General features: G+C 60.1%; 20 protein-coding genes. 3 read left to right on the forward strand and 17 right to left on the reverse strand.

Translation table 11 applies throughout. The features are described from left to right. Positions 1-16: 16 nt before the first annotated feature. From ACMDB8_RS07845 to ACMDB8_RS07865, 5 genes are all read right to left on the reverse strand, one after another. Entirely contained in the window at positions 17-1006 is a 990-nt protein-coding gene (locus ACMDB8_RS07845; protein ID WP_056721775.1) for an ABC transporter ATP-binding protein, read from the reverse strand. Continuing rightward, entirely contained in the window at positions 1003-1803 is an 801-nt protein-coding gene (locus tag ACMDB8_RS07850; protein WP_409078468.1) for an ABC transporter permease, read from the reverse strand. Before ACMDB8_RS07850 ends, ACMDB8_RS07845 begins: the two co-directional genes overlap by 4 nt. Continuing rightward, a complete protein-coding gene (locus tag ACMDB8_RS07855) occupies positions 1790-2626 on the reverse strand; it encodes an ABC transporter permease (protein WP_162252402.1) in 837 nt (278 codons plus the stop codon). The genes ACMDB8_RS07850 and ACMDB8_RS07855 overlap by 14 nt, the downstream gene beginning before the upstream one ends. Positions 2627-2631: 5 nt before the next feature. Continuing rightward, complete coding sequence (locus tag ACMDB8_RS07860; RefSeq protein ID WP_409078467.1) at positions 2632-3438, reverse strand: alkaline phosphatase family protein; 807 nt, start codon at positions 3436-3438, stop codon at positions 2632-2634. 132 nt (positions 3439-3570) lie between these two features. Then, the gene (locus ACMDB8_RS07865; RefSeq protein WP_223542318.1) at positions 3571-4638 is read right to left on the reverse strand and encodes an ABC transporter substrate-binding protein; all 1068 of its coding nucleotides are present in this window, start codon (positions 4636-4638) and stop codon (positions 3571-3573) included. A gap of 363 nt (positions 4639-5001) precedes the next feature. Here ACMDB8_RS07865 and ACMDB8_RS07870 point away from each other — a divergent pair, with 363 nt between their 5' ends. After that, positions 5002-5715: a UTRA domain-containing protein gene (locus ACMDB8_RS07870; RefSeq protein WP_056721785.1), complete on the forward strand. Its 714-nt coding sequence runs from the start codon at positions 5002-5004 to the stop codon at positions 5713-5715. A 77-nt stretch (positions 5716-5792) separates the two neighbouring features. Here the strand turns inward: ACMDB8_RS07870 and ACMDB8_RS07875 are convergent, their stop codons facing one another. The 7 genes from ACMDB8_RS07875 to minC form a co-directional block, all read right to left on the reverse strand. Next, positions 5793-7898 carry a mechanosensitive ion channel family protein gene (locus tag ACMDB8_RS07875; protein WP_263291791.1) on the reverse strand — a complete coding sequence of 702 codons (2106 nt, stop codon included), beginning with the start codon at positions 7896-7898 and terminating at the stop codon, positions 5793-5795. Between the two features lie 126 nt (positions 7899-8024). Next, positions 8025-8315 (reverse strand): hypothetical protein, encoded by a 291-nt coding sequence (locus ACMDB8_RS07880; protein WP_056721789.1) that lies wholly within the window; start codon positions 8313-8315, stop codon positions 8025-8027. 52 nt (positions 8316-8367) lie between these two features. Next, positions 8368-9657, reverse strand: coding sequence for a M18 family aminopeptidase (locus ACMDB8_RS07885; protein ID WP_223542319.1), 1290 nt, complete (start codon positions 9655-9657; stop codon positions 8368-8370). A 132-nt stretch (positions 9658-9789) separates the two neighbouring features. Beyond that, complete coding sequence (locus tag ACMDB8_RS07890) at positions 9790-10425, reverse strand: RluA family pseudouridine synthase (protein WP_046037585.1); 636 nt, start codon at positions 10423-10425, stop codon at positions 9790-9792. Positions 10426-10516: 91 nt separating this feature from the next. Continuing rightward, positions 10517-10771, reverse strand: a complete 255-nt coding sequence (minE, locus tag ACMDB8_RS07895) for a cell division topological specificity factor MinE (RefSeq protein ID WP_007974947.1) — start codon at positions 10769-10771, stop codon at positions 10517-10519. 3 nt (positions 10772-10774) lie between these two features. After that, positions 10775-11587, reverse strand: coding sequence for a septum site-determining protein MinD (gene minD / locus ACMDB8_RS07900; RefSeq protein WP_007974946.1), 813 nt, complete (start codon positions 11585-11587; stop codon positions 10775-10777). A gap of 202 nt (positions 11588-11789) precedes the next feature. Further along, entirely contained in the window at positions 11790-12527 is a 738-nt protein-coding gene (gene minC, locus ACMDB8_RS07905) for a septum site-determining protein MinC (protein ID WP_056722299.1), read from the reverse strand. Between the two features lie 118 nt (positions 12528-12645). Between minC and ACMDB8_RS07910 the strand changes: the two genes are divergently transcribed. Together ACMDB8_RS07910 and ACMDB8_RS07915 are read left to right on the forward strand one after the other, a co-directional pair. Beyond that, positions 12646-13578: a lipid A biosynthesis lauroyl acyltransferase gene (locus tag ACMDB8_RS07910; RefSeq protein ID WP_056721793.1), complete on the forward strand. Its 933-nt coding sequence runs from the start codon at positions 12646-12648 to the stop codon at positions 13576-13578. A gap of 34 nt (positions 13579-13612) precedes the next feature. After that, the gene (locus ACMDB8_RS07915) at positions 13613-14785 is read left to right on the forward strand and encodes a patatin-like phospholipase family protein (RefSeq protein ID WP_056721794.1); all 1173 of its coding nucleotides are present in this window, start codon (positions 13613-13615) and stop codon (positions 14783-14785) included. Between the two features lie 118 nt (positions 14786-14903). Here ACMDB8_RS07915 and ACMDB8_RS07920 read toward each other — a convergent pair whose 3' ends face one another. The 5 genes from ACMDB8_RS07920 to ACMDB8_RS07940 form a co-directional block, all read right to left on the reverse strand. Continuing rightward, complete coding sequence (locus ACMDB8_RS07920; RefSeq protein ID WP_056721796.1) at positions 14904-15689, reverse strand: outer membrane protein OmpK; 786 nt, start codon at positions 15687-15689, stop codon at positions 14904-14906. Positions 15690-16066: 377 nt separating this feature from the next. Further along, a complete protein-coding gene (locus ACMDB8_RS07925; protein ID WP_056721798.1) occupies positions 16067-16852 on the reverse strand; it encodes a DUF5020 family protein in 786 nt (261 codons plus the stop codon). 87 nt (positions 16853-16939) lie between these two features. Next, positions 16940-18298 carry a nucleobase:cation symporter-2 family protein gene (locus tag ACMDB8_RS07930; RefSeq protein ID WP_056721801.1) on the reverse strand — a complete coding sequence of 453 codons (1359 nt, stop codon included), beginning with the start codon at positions 18296-18298 and terminating at the stop codon, positions 16940-16942. Positions 18299-18512: 214 nt separating this feature from the next. Continuing rightward, positions 18513-19817 (reverse strand): urate hydroxylase PuuD, encoded by a 1305-nt coding sequence (locus ACMDB8_RS07935; protein WP_056721803.1) that lies wholly within the window; start codon positions 19815-19817, stop codon positions 18513-18515. A gap of 51 nt (positions 19818-19868) precedes the next feature. Beyond that, positions 19869-20372 carry an ureidoglycolate lyase gene (locus ACMDB8_RS07940; RefSeq protein WP_007993087.1) on the reverse strand — a complete coding sequence of 168 codons (504 nt, stop codon included), beginning with the start codon at positions 20370-20372 and terminating at the stop codon, positions 19869-19871. Between the last annotated feature and the right edge of the window lie 116 nt (positions 20373-20488).

Consider the following 20488-nt stretch of genomic DNA (forward strand, 5'->3'; position numbering starts at 1 on the left):
AGCGTCAGCAAAGGCATCAGGCTACCTCACACAGGGCCGTCGGATCGATGGAAAGCGCCAGGCGCTGACCATCGGGATGCAGGTCGGCCGCCGAGCGGTTCAGCACATCCACCACCAATTCCACGCCCCGGGCCTCGACCCGGTAGCGAATCACGTTGCCCAGCAAGCTGTGGCTGCGTACCTGCGCGTCCAGTTCGCCATTGAGGCTCAGTTCGATGGCTTCCGGGCGAATGGCGATGCGCTTGCTGATCGGACGCTGCAGCAGCTTCGAGGCGCTGTCGGCATCCAGCAGGTTGTAGTTGCCGATGAAACCGGCGGCGAACACATCCACCGGTGCGGTGTAGAGGGTTTCGGCGTCGCCGCTTTGTACGATTTTTCCCTGATTCATCAGGAAAATCCGGTCAGACATGGTCAGGGCTTCTTCCTGATCGTGTGTGACGAAAATCGTGGTCAGACCCAGTTCGCGCTGGATCTGGCGAATCTGTTCACGTAGATGCTTGCGAATGCGCGCATCCAGGGCCGACAACGGCTCGTCGAGCAGCAACAGGCGTGGCCGGGTCACCAGGGAGCGGGCGAGGGCAACGCGCTGGCACTGCCCTCCCGAGAGCTGATGCGGGTAACGCGCGGCAAAGTCATTGAGCTCCACCAGTTTCAGCACTTCGGCGACGCGTTTGCGGCTGTCATCGGCATTGACCTTTTGCATGCGCAGGCCGAAGGCGACGTTTTGTTCCACGGTCATGTTGGGGAACAGCGCATAACTCTGGAACACCATGCCGATCCCGCGTTTCTGCGGGCTCGCCGGCACGATGTCCTGGCCGTCGAGCAGGATTTTGCCACCATCCACGGAGGTCAGGCCGGCGATGCAGCGCAGCAGGGTGGATTTGCCGCAACCGGACGGGCCGAGCAGGGTGACGAACTCGCCTTTCTGGATTTCGCAATTGATGTCGCTGAACACCGTGGTTCCGGCGAAGCTTTTCTGAAGATGTTGGACGCTGACATAGCTCATTCGCTTTTGTCCCTGTTCAAGATATTGGCAATCCAGGTCAGAACCAGCACAAAGAAGAAGTAGGAAATCACCAGCGCACTGGTGAAATGACCGCTGCTGTTGCGCATGTTGTTGAGATAGACCTGCAGGGTTTCGTAGCGGGTACCGACCAGGATGTTGGCGAACACGAACTCACCGAACAGGAACGAGAACGACAGCAGCAACGCCACCATCAGGCCCTTGCGCAGGTTCGGCAGTACCACCAGGAGCGCCGCTTGAAAGGTGCTGGCGCCGAGCAACTGGGCGGCGTCCATCAAGTCGCGCAGGTTGATCGCCTGCAGGTTGTTGGTGATGGCCCGGTACATGAACGGCAGCGCCACGGTGAAGTAGCAACCGATCAGGATCCACGGCGTCCCGACCATGGCGAACGGTCCGGAACCGTAGAGCTGCAACAGCCCTACCGACGACACCACCGGTGGCACTGCGAAGGGCAGCAGGATCAGGATGTTCATCAACGCGTCGAGTTTCGGGAAGTGGTAATGCACCACGAACAGCAGCGGCAGAATCAGCACCACCGAAAGAATCAACGAACCGACGCAGACCAGCAACGATTGCCCGAACGCATTCAGGAAGCGCGGATCGCTCCACAACTGGATGTACCACTTGAGGGTGAAACCGCTGGGCAGAATGGTCGCCGACCAACTGCTGGCGATCGAGTAGATCAGCGTGCCGGCCAGCGGCAACAGCAGGATGGCAAACAGCAGGTACACCACGACGCGGTGGTAGACACCGACGGACCCCAGTTCAACGCGAGACATGGTAGCTCCTCTTCAGCAGCAACTGATGCACGATGGTCACCAGGGTCATCAAGGCCACCAGCACTACGGCCAGGGCGCTGGCCAGGTTCGGGTCCAGGGAAATGTCACCGGACACCATTGCCGCGATGCGGATCGGCAGCACGTTGAAATTGCCGGTGGTCAGGGCGTACACCGTGGCGTAGGCACCGAGGGCGTTTGCCAGCAGGATCACGAAGGTGCCCAGCAGTGCCGGCGTCAACACCGGCAAGCCGATGTGCCGCCAGTACTGCCAACCGTCGGCGCCGAGCAGTGAAGCCGACTCGCGCCAGTCTTCGCGCAGCGCATCGAAGGCCGGGTACAGCAGCAGCACGCCGAGGGGAATCTGGAAGTAGGTGTAGAGAATGATCAACCCGGTTTTCGAGTACAGGTTGAAATCCTGAATGATGCCGGCCTGCTTGAGCATGATGGTGAAGCTGCCGTTGAAGCCGAGCAAAATGATGAATGCGAAGGCCAGGGGGACACCGGCGAAGTTGCTGGTCATGTTGGCGAAGGCGTTGACGAAGTTGCGCAGTTTCGAATCGACCCGGCGCAGGGAGTAGGCGCCCAGTATGGCGATGATGATCCCGAACACGCTGGACCAGAAGCTGATCTCAAGGCTGTACTGGATGGCTTGCAGGTAAAACTTCGAGCTGAAGATTTTGCTGAAGTTGGCCAGGCCCCAGCCGAATTCTTCCGATTGCAGGCTGTTGATCATCACCCAGGTCAGCGGTGCGATCTCGAATACGATGAAGAACAGCGCGAACGGGACCAGGCATAAGGCTGCCAGCCATTTACTGCGGGTCATGGCATTCACTTCAACAGCTCCCGACAGACCGGTTTGTCGTGGGGGACGCCGAGCAACTCACAGACAGTGCCGCAGATTTCGGTCTGTTTCGGCGCGGCACCGGCGTCGAGGCTGAATGCGTCACCGAGCACGAACAGCGGCACCTCACGTTCTTCCGGCAGCAGGCCGTTGTGGGAGCGGTCGTTGTTCATGCCGTGGTCCGCGGTGACCAGCACCTGGTAACCGGCATCGAGCCAGCCTTGCAGGTAGTCGGCCAGGATGATGTCGGCCGAGCGGGCGCTGTTGCGGTACTGCGGGGTGTCGAGGCCGTGCTTGTGCCCGGCATCGTCGATGTTCATCGGGTGGATCAACAGGAAGTTCGGCGCATGACGCAGGCGCAGGTTTTCGGCGTCGGCGAACAGGTGCGAATCCGGATAGTGATCGTTCCAGTAGAAATGCCCGTGCTGGATCGGCAGTTGCGGGTCATCGGTGTGACGGTCCCGGGCCGCGACGAAGGGCGAACGGTTGTACAGCTCGCTGACCCAGTGATAGGCCGCCGCAGCAGTGACAAGGCCTGCGTCGGTGGCGTAGTGATAGATGCTGCGCTGGTTGGACAGGCGCGAGACATTGTTATGGACGATGCCGCTGTCGATGGGCGCAACGCCGGTCAGGATGCATTCGTACAGCGGGCGGGACAGGGACGGCAACTCGCACTCCAGTTTGTAGAGTGCGGCGCGTCCGGCGCCGACGTACGCCTGCAGGTGCCCCATGGCGTGGCGGGCAACCTGGTGGTTGAGGCCGTCGAGCACGACAAGGATGACGTTGTGTTTCATAGGGGCGATGACTCCGAAATCAAATCTGATCAGATCGTCGTAGGAGCTGGCGAAGCCTGCGATCTTTGGACCTTGCCTATGAAAAGCAAAATCAAAAGATCGCAGCCTGCGGCAGCTCCTACAGATGCAGCATTACTGCATATTGATGATGACTTCTTCCTGCCACTTCTGAGGAAGGGCCTTGGAGGTCTTTTCCCAGGCGTCCGCGTCCTTGATCGGCGTAACCTTCTTGTACTGCTCGTTAGGCAGCAGCTTGGCCTGCACCTCGGCTGGCAGGGTCAGGTGGTCGGCGCGGATCGGCCGGGCGTTGCCCTTGGCCAGGTTGATCTGGCCCGCGTCGCTGAAGATGTATTCGCGGGTCAGCTTGGCGGCGTTCGGGTTTTTCGCGTACTTGTTGATGATGGTGGTGTAGCCGGAGATCACCGAGCCGTCGGACGGGATCAGCACCACGTAGTCATCTGGATTGGCCATCTTGGCCTTGTAGCTCAGGCCGTTGAAGTCCCAGACCACGCCGACTTCGATTTCGCCTTTTTCCATGGCACCAATGACCGGGTTGGACATCGACAGGCGACCCTGCTTGGCGATGTCGGCGAACAGATCCAGGGCAGGCTTGAGGTTTTTCTCGTCGCCACCATTGGCCAGAGCCGCGGCCAGTACGCCGTTCGCAGCCTGGGCAGCAGTGCTCACGTCGCCGATGGAAACCTTGTACTTGCCGGTCTTGAGGTCAGCCCACTTGGTCGGCACTTCGGAACCGTGCAGCAACTTCTTGTTGACGATGAAAGCGATGGTGCCGGTGTAAGCCAGTGCCCAGTTGCCGTCCTTGTCCTTAGCCCAGGCTGGAATCTGATCCCAGGTCGAAGGCTTGTAAGGCTGGACCACGCCTTGCTTGACCGCGATCGGGCCGAACGCTGCACCGACGTCGCCGATGTCGGCGCTGGCGTTGTCTTTTTCCGCGGCGAACTTGGCGATTTCCTGGGCCGAGCTCATGTCGGTGTCGATGTGCTTGAGGCCGTACTTGTCGCTCAGGTCTTTCCAGGTGCCGGCCCAGTTGGCCCAGTCATTGGGCATGCCGACGCTGTGGACGGCGCCTTCCGCTTTTGCGGCGGCTTCGAGGGTTTTCAAATCGGTGTCGGCCGCCATGGCGGCGGTGCACATAGCGATGGTCGAGCCTAACAGTGATGCCAGGAAAAGCTTTTTCATTCCGAAGCTCCTTGGGTCGTGTTCTACGCTGCGATTGCGGTTGTGTTGGTCTAGGTCAGCAATACCTGAGCCAATTTAAGGGGACTGGATGACACTTTGATGTCGTTCGTCGCCCGGAATGTCTTTTTGTTCAGCGGTATCGCGACTGGCCTGCTAAGCGTAGACCATGGTCAAGGCCCCGGAGGGAAAGGGGCTTGGCCGATGAATTGCAGGTTGTTGAGGCCAGAGAATGGCGACCGTTGGGCGGCTTTGTCACATCTTGGTCATCTGCGCTGCCTACGCTTGCAGGACTATTGAATGAGCCGGTTTACGCTGTGGTTCAGCCCTGAAATGGTGCTGGTCTAGTCCAGAAAGGAAACGTTGATGCGTGAAGAGGCAACAAAAGCGGTAACAGCCATCGGCCAGGTGCTTCAGGAGCAGATCGACCATGGACTGTTGACCCCGGGCAGCAAATTGCCGGCCGAGCGCAAGCTCAGTGAATTGTTCGGTACCACGCGGATCACTTTGCGTGAAGCGTTGTTGCAGTTGGAGTCACAGGGGCAGATTTATCGCGAGGAGCGTCGCGGCTGGTTCGTCTCGCCGCCGCGCCTGGCCTACAACCTCATGCAGCGCAGCCACTTTCACGCGATGGTCAGCGCCCAAGGGCGAGTGCCGTCCACCGAGGTGATTTCGGCGCGATTGCAACCGGCATCGGCGGCGGTGTGTGCCTGGCTGCAATTGCCGGCGCTGTCGAGCGTGATTCAGATCTGCCGCGCACGGCGGATCGACGGGCGACTGGTGCTGTATGTGGAGCACTATCTGAACCCGCAGTACTTTCCCGGGATACTCGATTTCGATTTGAATCAGTCGATCACCGAACTGTATGCGCGGCATTACGACCTGCACTACGGGCGGGTGCGCTTCGAAATTGTGCCCACGGCGTTGTCGGTGGATGCGGCGGCAGCGTTAAAGGTGTCAACAGGCAGCCCGGGCTTGCGGATTGCCCGGGTCAACTATGACCAGCATGAGCGGCTGATCGATTGTGATCTGGAGTTCTGGCGGCATGATGCGATTCATGTGGGGGTGGATGTTGTCTGACGCTGCCTTTGTAGGAGCTGCCGCAGGCTGCGATCCTTTAAAGGCCAAAATCAAAAGATCGCAGCATGCGGCAGCTCCTACTCCTGCGGGCCACCACCGGCGGTAATCACCTGAATGCTCATCCGCGGTGTCGCCAGATCCAGTCCGGCTTCATCCATGTGTCGCTTGAGTGACAGGTTGAACGCTCGCGACACTTCCCACTGCTTGATCGGCGCAGTCTTGAACCGGGCGCGCAGGATGGCGTTGCCCGACTCGAAGCTTTCCACCCCCTGGAACTCCAGCGGCGACCAGATATTGCGTCGTTGTAGCGGATCGGTGCGCATTTTCTGGCCGACTTCGCGCATCAGTTTGATGGCGTTGTCGATGTCCATGTTGGCCGGCACCGCTACCCGGAAGATGGCGTAGCCGAATTCCCGGGAGTAGTTCTTGATGCTTTTGATTTCACTGAACGGAATGGTGTGGACGATGCCGTCGATGTCCCGCAGGCGCACGGTGCGGATGGTCAGCCCTTCGACCGTACCGAGGTGGCCGCCGACATCCACGTAGTCGTCGATGGCCAGGGAGTCTTCGATGATGATGAACAACCCGGTAATCAGGTCGGCTACCAGCGACTGCGCACCAAAACCGATGGCCAGGCCGATCACGCCGGCACCGGCCAGCAGGGGGGTGACGTTCATGCCCATGTTCGCCAGGGCGACAATCAGCGCGATGATAAAAATCGCTATGAACAGCACATTGCGGATCAGCGGCATCATCGTCTGCGCGCGGGCATTGGCCAGGCCTTTGCGCGAGCGGGTCAGCGCGTGATGCACCGCGGTATCGCTGAGAATCCAGATCAGCCAGGCGAACAGCAATGTGCCGGCGAGGCTGAACAGTTTGACACTGACTTCGTGGCCGTCGCCTTCGGTAAAGCGGATCAATGACATGCCCCAGACCCGCAGGCCAAGTTCGATAAAGGCCAGCCACACCAACAGGTGAACAATGGTGTAGAAGAAGTTTTTCAGCCGTTCCGAATACACCGCGTAGCGCCGGATACCGCGTTGGGGTTTGAGGCCTTGGCGGCGTACCAGGCCGTTGATGACCATGCACAGCACCAGCAAGACGGTGCAGATCAGCGACTGGCGCAGGGCGGTGCTGGTGTCGCCGGCGGAAATGAACGTCGCGAACAGGGAGATTGCCACCAGTACCAGTGCCGGTACGTACCAGAAGGTGCCAAGAATTGACAGGGTGTCGTTGAGCGCACGGCGGGTCAGGCGCCGGGACAGCGGCTGGTTGCGGATCAGGTGGGCGATCGGCCGGCGGAAGCGCAGGATGAAGCGCCCCGTGGAAAGCGCGGCCAGGACATTGGCAACAGTCGCGGCAGTATGGGCCAGATGGCTGCCGAGGCTGGCGACCAGCTGCGGATCGCTCAGGGCTTCGCCAAATGCGGCGAAGCTGCCGATCAGCCACAGCGGCCGAAACGCCTGGTGCCGCAGTATGTACAGGGCGCGGTGGCGGTGTGGGCCATCGAGCAGGGAAAAGGCAATCACGCAGATGGCCGAGAAGCAGGTGCCGACCACCAGTGCATAGGCCAGCACCATCGCCAGGCTCTTGCCCAGGGACGAGGGCAGGGCGTAGCTCATGTAGACCGTGATCACCAGGGCAATCAGCCATGGCCCGAGTTTGCGCAGGGCAAAACGCAGCATGTCCAGGGCCCGGGGGTGCTGTGGCAGTTCTTCGGTCAGGCCGAAACGCATCCGCACGCGGTGGCTGATCCAGATCAGCGCGGCGGCCAGCAGGCTCCAGACCATCAGGATCATGGCGAAGGCGAACAGCATGGGCAGCCATTCATTGGCCGGCAGCGCCAGCGCCGCCAGTTCTTCCCTGGCCTGATCGAGCTCACTGGACCAGCGCGTGAGCGGACTGTCGTCGCCGGTAAATTTCTTCTCGATAGTGGTCAGGGTTCCGCCAATCAGGCCCAGCACGCCTTCTTCGGTAATCGGCTGGGCCTGTTTGGTGGTGTCGCGGAGCTTTTTCAGGTCGGCCAGCAGCTTGCTGCGTTGCTGGTCGTTTTCCAGCGACTTGATCACTTCGTCCAGGGATTGCCCCAGCGGTTCCTGTGCTTCGGGCTGGGCCTTGGCCTGGTTGGTGAGCAGGCCCGGCAGGCCGGCGGCCTGGGCAGGCGCCACTGACAGCAGCGTCATCAGGCAGGCAAGGAAAAAACAAGGGAGAGCAAAAAGACGAGCGAACACTAGGCGGTCAACCTCGCAGGGAGCGGATCGACCGAGTGTACGAGCCCGTCAAAATCAATGCGAGCCAGGGACGATGAATTATTCGTTGAGTTTGGCGAGGATCTTGATCACCACGGTCGCGAGAATGGTCAGCATGCCGATCCACATGGCAAACACGCCGGCATTTTTATCGCGAAAGTTGAAGCCGACGGCCAGCAGGAGCATCCCGGCAAGAATCGGAATCAGCATGGCGTGGAAGGTAGACATCGAAATCATGGAGACAGCCTTGTCGTAGGGATACTTGAAGTCTAGGCCGCTTTTGATGCGGCTGGTGTGATGTGTGTAGGAGCTGCCGAAGGCTGCGATCCTTTGATCTTCGGCGACAATCATGGCGTCAAAATCAGAATCAAAAGATCGCAGCCTGCGGCAGCTCCTACCGGCGTTACGGCAATTCGCGGCAGGTGTAGAACGCGCTCAGCACCTTGACCAGATGCGCCAGGTCATGGCTGCCGCACAGCTCGCGGATCGAGTGCATGGCGAACGTCGGCAGGCCGATGTCCACGGTGCGCACGCCCAGGTGGCTGGCGGTGATCGGGCCGATGGTCGAACCACAGCCCATGTCGCTGCGCACCACGAAGCTCTGCACCGGCACTTCTTCAGCCATGCACAGGTGGCGGAAGAACCCGGCGGTTTCGCTGTTGGTGGCGTAGCGCTGGTTGCTGTTGACCTTGATCACCGGGCCTGCGTTGAGTTTCGGGCCGTGGTTGGCATCGTGCTTGTCGGCGTAGTTCGGATGCACGCCGTGGGCGTTGTCAGCCGAAACCAGCAGGGATTTCTGGATGGTGCGTACGAATTCATCACCTTCAGGCAACAGGCGTCGCAAGGTTTGCTCAAGCATCGGGCCGTCGGCACCACAGGCCGAGCAGGAACCGACTTCTTCGTGGTCGTTGCAAACCAGCACGCAGGTTTCGTCGGTGTCGGTCGTCAGCAGCGCTTGCAGGCCGGCGTAGCACGACAGCAGGTTGTCCAGACGCGCGCCGGCGATGAAATCGCCATGCAGGCCAATGACCGCCGCGCTTTGGGTGTCGTAGAAACTCAGCTCGTAATCGAGCACCACGTCGGCATTCAGGCCGTGTTCGCGGGCGAGCTGGTCGGTGAGTACTGCGCGGAAGTCCACGCGCTCGTCACCGGCAAATTGCGCGAGGATCGGCGGCAGTTCGGTCTGGGCGTTGATGGCCCAGCCCATGTTGGCTTCACGATTGAGGTGAATCGCCAGGTTCGGAATGATCGCGACCGGTGCCTTGAAGTCGATCAACTGGCTTTCGACCTTGCCATCTCGACGGAAGGTTACGCGCCCCGCCAGGGACAGGTCACGGTCGAACCACGGCGCCAGCAGTGCGCCGCCATAGACTTCGACGCCCAGTTGCCAGAAGCCCTGGCGTTGCAGCTCCGGTTGCGGCTTGACGCGCAGGCACGGGCTGTCGGTGTGGGCGCCGACCAGGCGAATGCCACCGTGCAGCGGTGAATGACGGCCCATCTTGATCGCGACAATCGAAGAGTCGTTGCGGGTGACGTAGTAGCGACCGTTGGCTTCGGTATTCCAGGGCTCACGCTCGTCGAGGCGTTGATAGCCCGCCGCTTCCAGACGCTGGACAAGGCTGGCGGTGGCATGGAACGGGGTAGGGGAGGCCTTGAGGAAATCGATCAGGCCTTGGTTCAACTCTTCGCGCATAAAGTAGCTCCAGACAGCAGTGGCGCCAGTTTAACGTATTGGCCATGGAATTGGCGGTGGGCTGATGTTGGAGTGGACAGCGAAGATGAATGTGAAGGAGCACCCTGTGGGAGCGGGCTTGCTCCCACATTTTCAGAATGGTGCCGGGCACTCGAAGCGCAGGCGCTCGCCACTTTGCGGGTGGGTGAAGCTGAGCATGCTCGCGTGCAGGCACAATCGCGGCCAGGCCGCCAGCGCCTGCTCGTGGGCATAGAGCCCGTCACCCAGCAACGGATGGCCAATCGAGAGCATGTGCACGCGCAACTGGTGGGAACGGCCGGTGATCGGTGTCAGCTCGACGCGGCACCAGTCGCCGCAACGCTCGAGCACGCGCCAGAAAGTCAGCGCATGTTTGCCAAACTCATGGTCGACCACATGCCGAGGCTTTGTCGGCGGGTCGTAGCGCAACGGCAGGTCGATGCTGCCGCTGTCCAGTTCCGGCTGACCCCAGCACAGGGCGGTGTAGGCCTTTTCGGTTTCGCGGTCGTGAAATTGCCGGGACAGTTCGCGATGGGTATCCGGGTCGCGGGCCAGCAGGATGATGCCGGACGTCTCCCAGTCCAGCCGGTGGACGATTCGCGCTTCCGGGTAGCCGTTTTCCTGCAGGCGGGTAATCAGGCAGTCCTTGTTGTCATCGGCCCGGCCAGGGACAGAGAGCAACAGGGTCGGCTTGTTCACCACCAGTACGGCGGCATCCTGATGGATGATGTGGATATTGGACAACGGCATTAAAACAGCCTCGTAACAAACGCCAACGGCGGCTCAGGTCCCTTCCGGTTGCAGAAGGGGCCTGAGCCGCCGTGGCTCCTGGCGGATCGACTCAGCGATCTGGCAGGGTGATATTGAGTTCCAGAATCGAGCAGCTGCCCTGGCTTTCCAGTGCGACATGCACGTCATCGGACCCGATATTGACGTACTTGCGGATCACCTCGACCAGTTCCTTCTGCAAGGCTGGCAGGTAGTCCGGGGTACTGCGTTGGCCGCGTTCGTGCGCCACGATGATCTGTAGACGCTCTTTCGCTACCGACGCGGTGCTTTGCTTTTTGTTGGCACGAAAGAAGTCAAAAAGGTTCATTGCTTAGTTGCCTCCAAACAGGCGCTCGAAGAATCCCTTCTTCTGTACATCAAGGAATCGATGATCCACGGTCTTGCCCAGCAGGCGGTCAACGGTATCGCTGTAGGCCTGGCCGGCATCGCTCTGGTCGTCGAGAATCACCGGAACACCCTGGTTGGATGCCTTGAGCACCGCCTGGGATTCAGGGATCACGCCGAGCAGGGTCACCGAAAGGATCTCCTTGACGTCTTCTACGCCGAGCATTTCGCCTTTGCTCACACGTTCCGGGTGATAACGGGTAATCAGCAGGTGTTCCTTGATCGGGTCTTCGCCACGCTCGGCGCGACGGGACTTGCTGGCCAGCAGGCCAAGCATGCGGTCGGAGTCACGTACCGAGGAGACTTCCGGGTTGGTCACGACGATCGCTTCATCGGCGAAGTACATGGCCAGGTGGGCGCCTTTCTCGATGCCCGCCGGGGAGTCGCAGACCACGAACTCAAAGTCTTCCTTGAGTTGCATCAGGACTTTTTCCACGCCTTCGACGGTCAGCGCGTCTTTGTCGCGGGTCTGGCTGGCGGCCAGCACGTAGAGGTTTTCCAGGCGCTTGTCTTTGATCAGGGCCTGTTGCAGATTGGCTTCGCCGTTGACCACGTTGACGAAGTCATACACCACGCGACGCTCGCAACCCATGATCAGGTCGAGGTTACGCAGGCCCACGTCGAAGTCGACGATCACTGTTTTGTGGCCGCGCAGAGCGAGGCCGGTACCGATAGCGGCGCTGGTGGTGGTCTTACCCACACCACCCTTGCCGGATGTAACCACGAGAATCTTGGCCAAGGTGTTTCACCCCTAAGGAAGAAGGACTTTTCAGTCCCTGAAAAACATCTCCTGAAAAACTACTGCAGTCGGACAGCCTTGGCTGGAATCCGGTTTTGAGCGGCGTTTACCCCCGGTAAACACTGCTTTCGGCCTTTTTCCTACTTCGTTTGAGCCGTTTTCGCTACGTTTTAGAGATGCTTGGAAAATGCGGCAGTATCCGTTAAAGCCGAATGATGTTCAACACGTCGCCGGACAGGCTGACCTGCACACCCGAACCCCATAGAGGGTCGCGGCGCAGATCTTCGGAAACCTTGTAATGCCCGGCGATGGAAATCAGTTCAGCACTCATTTGCTGACAGAAAATCCGCGCCTTGGTGTCGCCCTTGACGCCGGCCAACACGCGACCACGCATCGGGCCGTATACATGGATGTTGCCATCGGCGAGAAGTTCCGCCCCCGGGCTCACCGAGGAGATCACCACCAGATCGCTGCCCTGGGCATAAATCTGCTGGCCACCACGTACTGGCGAGGTGATGATTTTCGTCGGCTTGATGGTCGGCTCGGGCGGTTTTTCCGGTTTTTTCTTCGGTTCGCCTTCGGTCAGGTCCAGTGGACGCTCCCGGGCGCCGGACGGTGGCAGCACCGGCAGGTCGACCGCGATGGCGGCGGCAATGTCTTCGATACGGCTGGCACGGATCGCCAGGGTACGCAGGCCATGCTGGCGGCAGACGCGCATCAGCCCTGGCAGATCGACCGCGCCTTCGTTGGCCGGGAGTTTGTCCAGGGCCAGTACCAGCGGCGCGTTGCTGAAGAAGTTCGGCGCCAGGGCGACCTTGGCGGCCAGTTGCCGATCAAGGCTTTCGAGGTCGTTACGGGCCAGCTCCAGCACCGTAATGGCCAGCATGCTGCCCTTCAACTGGAACACGGGATCTTGGTCTAGCGGTTCGGTTTGGCTCATGGTCGGCATACAACGACTTGTCACTAAAAGTGCCGAGACTTATAACGAGAACGCCCGCGGGCCGCAAGCCGGGTCGAACGATGTAGAATGCGCGGCCATTGTCATTCCGGAAGCATTAATGGACCGCCCGCGTTTTCGAAAAGCATTTCTATCTCCACGTTTCTGGCCGTTGTGGTGTGGCCTGGGGCTGTTGTGGCTGATCGTCCAGCTGCCGTATCCGGCACTGCTGTGGATTGGTCGTGTCCTGGGCGTCTTGATGTATCGGGTCGCCGGCGACAGACGGCGCATTGCCAAGCGCAACCTGGAACTGTGTTTTCCTGAAAAGACCGCCGCCGAACGCAAACGCCTGCTCAAGGAAAACTTCGCCTCCACCGGCATCGCTTTCTTTGAAATGGCGATGAGCTGGTGGTGGTCGCGCAAGCGCCTGGCGAGTCTCGCTCATATCGAAGGGCTGGAGCATTTGCAGCAGGCCCAGCGCGAAGGCAAGGGCGTGATCCTGATGGCCCTGCACTTCACGACGCTGGAAATCGGCGCGGCGTTGCTCGGTCAGCAGCACACCATCGACGGCATGTACCGCGAGCACAAGAATCCGCTGTTCGACTACATCCAGCGCCAGGGCCGCGAGCGGCACAACCTCGATTCGCTGGCGGTGGAACGCGAAGACGTGCGCGGCATGCTCAAGTTGCTGCGCTCGGGCCGGGCGATCTGGTACGCACCGGATCAGGACTACGGCGCCAAGCAAAGCATCTTCGTGCCGCTGTTCGGTATTCAGGCCGCGACCGTCACCGCCACGAGCAAGTTTGCGCGGCTGGGCAAGGCGCTGGTGGTGCCGTTCACCCAGGAGCGTCTGGCGGACGGCAGCGGATATCGCCTGGTGATCCATGCGCCGCTCGAAGGCTTCCCCGGCGAAACCGAAGAAGAGGATTGCCTGCGCATCAACCAATGGATCGAAAGCGTTCTGCGAGAGCATCCCGAGCAATACCTGTGGGCCCACCGCCGCTTCAAGAGCCGTCCACCGGGCGAGGCGAAGTTGTACGCCAAGCGCGGTTGAGTAACCGTTTTTCCAAGCACCATGGAGTGTTGCGATGAGTCCAGTTGAGCCGGTAACAGGGTTGATTCTTTCCGGTGGCGGGGCTCGGGCGGCCTATCAGGTCGGGGTGCTGGCGGCGATTGCCGAATTGCTGCCACCGGGGGCCCGCAATCCGTTTCCGGTGATTGTCGGCACCTCGGCGGGCGCGATCAACGCCGTCAGCCTCGCCAGCGGGGCAATGGACTTTCGTAACGCCATCGAACGCCTGACGGCCTTCTGGCAGGGCTTTCGCAGTCATCTGGTGTTGCGCAGCGACTGGCCCGGGGTGATCCGCCAGGCCAGTCGCTTTGTCAGCCACAGTTTGCTCGGTATTGGTGCCCAGGTGCCGGTGGCGCTGCTCAACAGTTCTCCGTTGCGCGATCTGCTCAACGACAAGCTGCATATGGGTGGCATCGCCGAAGCGATCGCGCAGAAGCAATTGCATGCGGTGGCGGTCACAGCTTTCGGCTATGAGTCCGGTCAGGCAGTCACCTTCTATGAGGGCGGCGGCAAGATCGATGCCTGGTTGCGCCATCGACGCATCGGCATTCCCACGCGGTTGTCCGTTGAACACCTGCTCGCCAGTTCGGCTATTCCGCTGCTGTTCGCCCCGGTGAAAATCGACGAAGAGTATTTCGGTGATGGCGCGGTGCGTCAGTCGGCGCCGATCAGTCCGGCGCTGCATCTGGGCGCCAGTCGGGTGCTGGTGGTGGGCGTCAGTGGCAACCCCCGCGGAGTCGACCCGCAACAACCCTTGTTGCGCAGCTACACCGGTCAGCAGCCGACCCTGGCGCAGATCGGCGGGCACATGCTCAACAGTACGTTCATTGACAGCCTGGAAAGCGATATCGAACTGTTGCAGCGCCTGAACCAGTTCAGTCACCTGATGCCCGACGGCACGCCGACCCGTGCATTGGGCGTGGCACCGGTGGACGTATTGGTGATTTCACCGAGCCAGCCGATCGACGAGATTGCCGCGCGCCATCGCCAGGAATTGCCGGCGGCATTGCGCCTGTTTCTGCGCGGGCCGGGTGCGACCAAGACCAGCGGGGCGGGGGTGCTGAGTTACCTGCTGTTCGAGGCGGGGTATTGCAGCGAGTTGATCGAACTGGGGCGACGGGATGCGTTGGCCAAGCGCGGGGAATTGTGCCGGTTTCTGGGGTTGGAAGAGCCCGTGCTTTCGGTTTGAGACTTGTAGTGAGGCTTTCGCGAGCAGGCTCGCTCCCACGGGGATTTTCGTCGTATGCAAAGTTTGTGTTCGACAAGGTTCCACTGTGGGAGCGAGCCTGCTCGCGAAGCTTCTTAAATCAGAAGTGAACCTTGACCAGGAAACTGGTCACACTCTGATCAGTCTTGAAGCCCTGGCTGTCTTCAATCCCGTACTTGTTTTTCCAGTAGTCATACTCGACACCCACGTACAGCTGCTTGGCACCCAGATTCAGCGCCTTGCCCAGGTCGTATTTGACCTGCGGGTTGAAGTGCAGGTTGGCGTGGTACTCGCCTTTGCTGTTGACGTCGTTGTCGACCACCCAATCCATGAAGCCGTCGATCAGCACGTCCGAGCCACCCACCGGAATGGTGTAGGACCAGACCGGCGAGACCTGCCAGATGTTGTCGCCCGGGCGGTCGCCTTCAGTGTGGCGGTTGTAGAAGTTCAGCTGGAAGTAATCGAAGCCCGGGATGGCCAGGTCGAAACCAGGGCCGATCAGGTAGGACTCGGTATCGTCTTCACCGAACTCGTAGGTCATGGCCAGCAGCACGTCCTTGATCGGGCCGAATTCGAACTTCTGGTCGAAGATCTTGTTGAACGACAGGCGCGGGCTGAGTTCGCCGTAATGGGTGTTCTCGCCCGCGAAGTGGTCTTCCTTGCCGTTGTAGAAGATTTTGTCGATGAAGAAGAAGTTGTCGCCGTACTTCCAGCCATCGGCGTGTTCGAAGGTCACCGTCTGCTGGATGCGCGGGTTGACCTGGAAGTCCTTGCCATAGAGGTAGGTCAGGCTGTTGGTCTGCCACTGCAGCAAATCGCCGGCCATGGCCTGGCCCCCGGCCAGCATCGATCCCGCCAGCATCAGGCTAGTGCACGTACGTTTCATTCGGTTGCTCCCAAAAAGTAGGTGGTTCCACGTTATTTTTTTAAGGTCGGCGCTCTGGTGTGGCGCCTTTTTCTGTAGCGGTAAAAAATCATCCATTCGGTCAGCTTTGATGCTGTTAGCAAGAGCTGGGCCAAGGCTTTCAGAAAGCAAAAAAACTCCCGTTCGGCGGCTCAAGAGCGGTCGATTGAGAGGGGTTTTGGAGTGCCTTGGTGCCTGCCAGAGCCGGGATAAGTTGGCTTTTTGGTCAGGTTTTAAATCCGGGCTTTTTTTTAAACCGGATTCGGGCGGCCGCGGAGAATACTGACTCCTCGGCCAGGTCTCAAGTGCTCCGCAACGGCGCACCGACGACAGGCTTGGGGCACGGTTGCGGGGCAGCATCAGAAATGCACCTTCACCAGCAGGCTGGTGGTGTTTTCGTTGGTGTCGAAGTTGGAGCTGTTTTCGATGCCGTACTTGTCTTTCCAGTAGCTGTATTCGACGCCGACGTATACCTGTTTTTCCCGCCAGCCCATGGCCTTGCCCAGGTCGTACTTGATTTGCGGGTTGAAGTGCAGGTTGGCGTGATAAGTGCCGTGCGAGTTCTGGTCGTTATCTACGACCCAGTCCATGTAGCCGTCGATCAGCAGGTTCGAGTTGCCCAATGGAAGGGTGTAGGACCAGGCCGGCGTGATCTGCCAGACGTCATCGCCGGGGCGCGAGCCTTCGGTCTGGCGGTAATAAAAGTTCAAGGTGAAGAAGTTGAAGCCTGGAACCGCGAGGTCGAAACCGGGCCCGATCAGGTAGGCCTCGGTGTCGTCTTCGCCGTTCTCGTAGGTCATGGCCAGCAACACGTCCTTGATCGGGCCGAATTCGAAACGGCGGTCGAGGATCTTGCCGAAAGACAGGCGCGGACTGAGCTCGCCGTAATAGGCATGAACGCCTTTGTTTCGGTCCTGCTCGCCGTTGTAGTAGGTGCTGTCGATGAACATGAAGTTGTCGCCGTATTTCCAGCGGTCGGCGTGCTCGAAAGTTATCGTCTGCTGGATGCGCGGGTTGACCACGAAATCCTTGCCATACAGGTAGCTCAGGCTGTTGGTCTGCCACAGCAGTAGATCGCCGGCCATGGCCTGGCTCGCGGCCAGCAGGCCAGCGCTCAACAGCAGGTTGGTTTGTGTCCGAATCATCTGTTGCTCCCTCTTGTTTTTATTTTTGAGGCGCAGGTTGTGGCCAGGGGGCTGGCCACAGGCAGGCCCCCTTGGTTATCCGTCAGATCAATGGGTGTGAGCGTGGCAGTCGTTGATGGCCGCGCGTTCGGCGCCACCAAGGATGTTGAACAGCAAGTTCAGCGTCAGCGCGCTGAGGGTGGCCATGGCGATGCCGCTGTGGGTGATCGGGCTCATCCACACGGGCAGGTGGGCGAAAAACTCCGGGCGTACAACCGGGATCAGCCCCATGCCGATGCTCACCGCCACCAGCAGTTGGTTGCGACGGTCACCGATGTCGGCTTCCTGGAGAATCTTGATCCCGGTGGCGGCGACCATGCCGAACATCGCAATTGCTGCGCCGCCCAGTACTGCCGGAGGAATCGACGCCACCAAAAAAGCGGCTTTGGGCAGCAGGCTCAACACGATCAGCAACCCGCCGGCAACGATGGTCACCGAACGGCAGCGCACGCCGGTCATTTGCACCAGGCCGATGTTCTGGGCGAAGGAGGAGTGGGTGAAGGTGTTGAAGAAACCGGCGAAGAACGAGGCGCCGGCATCGCACAGCAAGCCGCGACGCAACATCCGTGGGCAGACTTCCTGGCCGGTGATCTTGCCCAGCGCCAGAAACATCCCGGTGGACTCGACGAAAATGATCACCACCACCAGGCACATGGACAGGATCGGCGCGAGTTCGAATTTCGGCATGCCGAAGTGCAGCGGTGTGACGAATTGCAGCCATGGCGCCTGGGCCATGCCACTGAGGTCAACCATGCCGATCAGGCCGCAGAGCACGTAGCCCAGGCACATGCCGATCAGGACAGAGATGTTGACCCAGAAACCCCGCATGAAGCGATGCACCAACAAAATGGTACCCAGCACCAGTGCGGCGATGGCCAGATAGATCGGTGAACCGAATTGAGCGGCGCTGGCACCGCCGCCGGCCCAGTTCACGGCCACGGGGAACAGCGACAAACCGATCGAGGTGATGACCGTGCCGGTCACCAACGGCGGGAAGAAGCGCACGACCTTGGACATGAACGGGGCGATGAGCATGCCGAAGAACCCGGCGGCGATGGTCGCGCCGAAGATCCCTTGCAGGCCGATACCGGGCATGCCGGCCATGGCGACCATGCTGCCGACGGCGGCGAAGCTGGCGCCCATCATCACCGGCATGCGAATGCCCATGGGGCCGATGCCGAGGGACTGGACGATAGTGGCAATTCCCGCGACCAGCAGGTCGGCGTTGATCAGGAAGGCGATTTCTTCACGATTCAGGCCAGCGGCCTGTCCGATGATCAGCGGTACCGCGATGGCACCACCGTACATCAGCAGAACATGCTGCAAACCGACCAGGATCAGTTGCAAGAGGGGCAAACGCTGAATGGCGGGTGCGTCGGGGATGCGCGCTGCGGATAGCTCGGACATGCAACACCTCGGATCTTTTTATTCTTGTGATTTACAGCTGCAGTGCTACCGGCAGCTGTATTCGAATCAGGTGGATCTGTGGCGAGGGAGCTTGCTCCCGCTGGGGCGCGAAGCGGCCCCGCTCTTTACCTTAAGAGCAGGGGACTGCTGCGCAGTCCAGCGGGAGCAAGTTCCCTCGCCACAAAAGCCCGCTAGACACAGGCTTTTGTGTTGCTTAGTTGGTCTGGGCTCCCTGCACAATCCAGGCACCGATCAGGTCACGTTCCTGCTGGGTCATCTGCGTGATGTTGCCCAGTGGCATGATCTGGCTGGTGACGGCTTGCGCCTGAATCCGCGGTGCGTTCTGGCGGATTTGCTCGGGAGTGTCCAGCATCACACCGGCCGGGGCCGCGCTGAACAACGGGCTGGTCGGTTTGGCCGAATGGCAGACCGCGCAACGCTCCTGAATCACGCTGTGCACCTTGTCGAAACCCGGGCCGGCATTGGATGCCTGAGCCGGAGCGGCGGCTGGCGCTTCTGCAGGTTTGGCTTCAGCAGGTTTCAATCCACCGCCCACTGCGGTTTCCGGCAGCGGCTGGTATTCGATTGCAGCGGGTGCCTTGGCCACTTCAGGGGCACTGGACATCGGCTTCGGACCGGTCACATAAGCCAGGCAGATCATGCCCACCGCTGCCACCGGCAGGGTCCAGGCAAACTTGTGGCTGTCGTGACGGGTGTTGAAGTAGTGACGCACCAACACCGCCAGTACCGCGATCCCGGCCAGGATCAACCAGTTGTACTGGCTGCCGTAGGTGCTCGGGAAGTGGTTGCTGATCATGATGAACAGCACCGGCAAGGTGAAGTAGTTGTTGTGGCGCGAACGCAGCAGGCCTTTGGCCGGCAGCGCCGGATCCGGCGTGCGGTTCTCGGCAATCGCCGCTACCAGTGCGCGTTGCGCCGGCATGATGATGCGGAACACGTTGCCGACCATGATGGTGCCGATGATCGCGCCGACGTGCAGGTACGCACCCCGACCGCTGAACACTTTGCTGAAGCCGTAGGCCGCGGCGATGATCAGGACGAACAGGATTCCACCTAGCAGGGCAGGGCGTTTGCCCAGGGCCGAGTCGCACAGGAAGGAGTAGACGAACCAGCCGATGAACAGCGAGCCGATGCCCAACAGTACGCCTTCAGGACCGCTCAGGGAGCTGCCCGGAGCCAGCAGGTAAAGCGTCGGGTTGGAGTAGAACACCACGCACAGCAGCGCGATACCCGACATCCAGGTGAAGTAGGCTTCCCATTTGAACCAGTGCAGGTTGTCCGGCATGGTCGGTGGAGCCAGCTTGTATTTTTCCAGGTGGTAGATACCGCCACCGTGGATTGCCCACAAGTCGCCAGCCAGACCGCTTTTCGGGTTGACCCGGTTGAGGTTGTTTTCCAGCCATACGAAATAGAACGACGCACCGATCCAGGCCACGCCAGTAATCATGTGAACCCAGCGCACGCTCAGGTTCAGCCATTCCAACAGATGTGCTTCCACAGTCTTTACCTCTCGCCCGTCACTCTGTTGTCGAGTGATCGGACTCTTCTCTTATTGGTGGGGGGCGAGGATCAAACGCTCATCCTCTTTGAAAAAATGCTCATCGCAGTTATTGCCTGTGCCACTGCGATCAACCACCAGGAAGTCATCCCGCTTTTCGATCGTCAGCACCGGGTGGTGCCAAACGCCGCGATGGTAATTAATGCCCTGCCTGCCGTTGGTGACGAAGGCGCGGACCAAGCCTGATACAGGTTCATCGCCAAGTGGCGCGACCACGATCAGAAAGGGGTTGCCGAGCAGCGGTATGAAAGCCTGGCTGCCCAGCGGATGGCGTTCCAGCATGCTCACGGTCAGCGGCATGTCCTGCGCGTCGGCGCGGAAGATGCTGATGATCGCGTTGTCCTCAGGCTTTGCGGTTTCGACCACAGCCAGTTTATGGAAGCGCATGGTCGAACCGTTGTTGATCATGAAGTGATCGCTGCCGTCGGTTTCGATCACGTCACCGAAAGGGGCGAAGGCTTCTTTGGTCAGCGGTTCAATCGTCAGTGTGCGCATGCTGTTCTTCTTTTCTTCAAATGTATGTTCGGTTTACCGCATTACCTGTAGGAGCTGGCGCAGCCTGCGATCTTTTGACTTTGCTTTGTAAGATCAAGATCAAAAGATCGCAGCCT

Origin of the sequence: Pseudomonas monachiensis (genome assembly GCF_047345015.1) — a bacterium.
Classification (GTDB): domain Bacteria; phylum Pseudomonadota; class Gammaproteobacteria; order Pseudomonadales; family Pseudomonadaceae; genus Aquipseudomonas; species Aquipseudomonas monachiensis.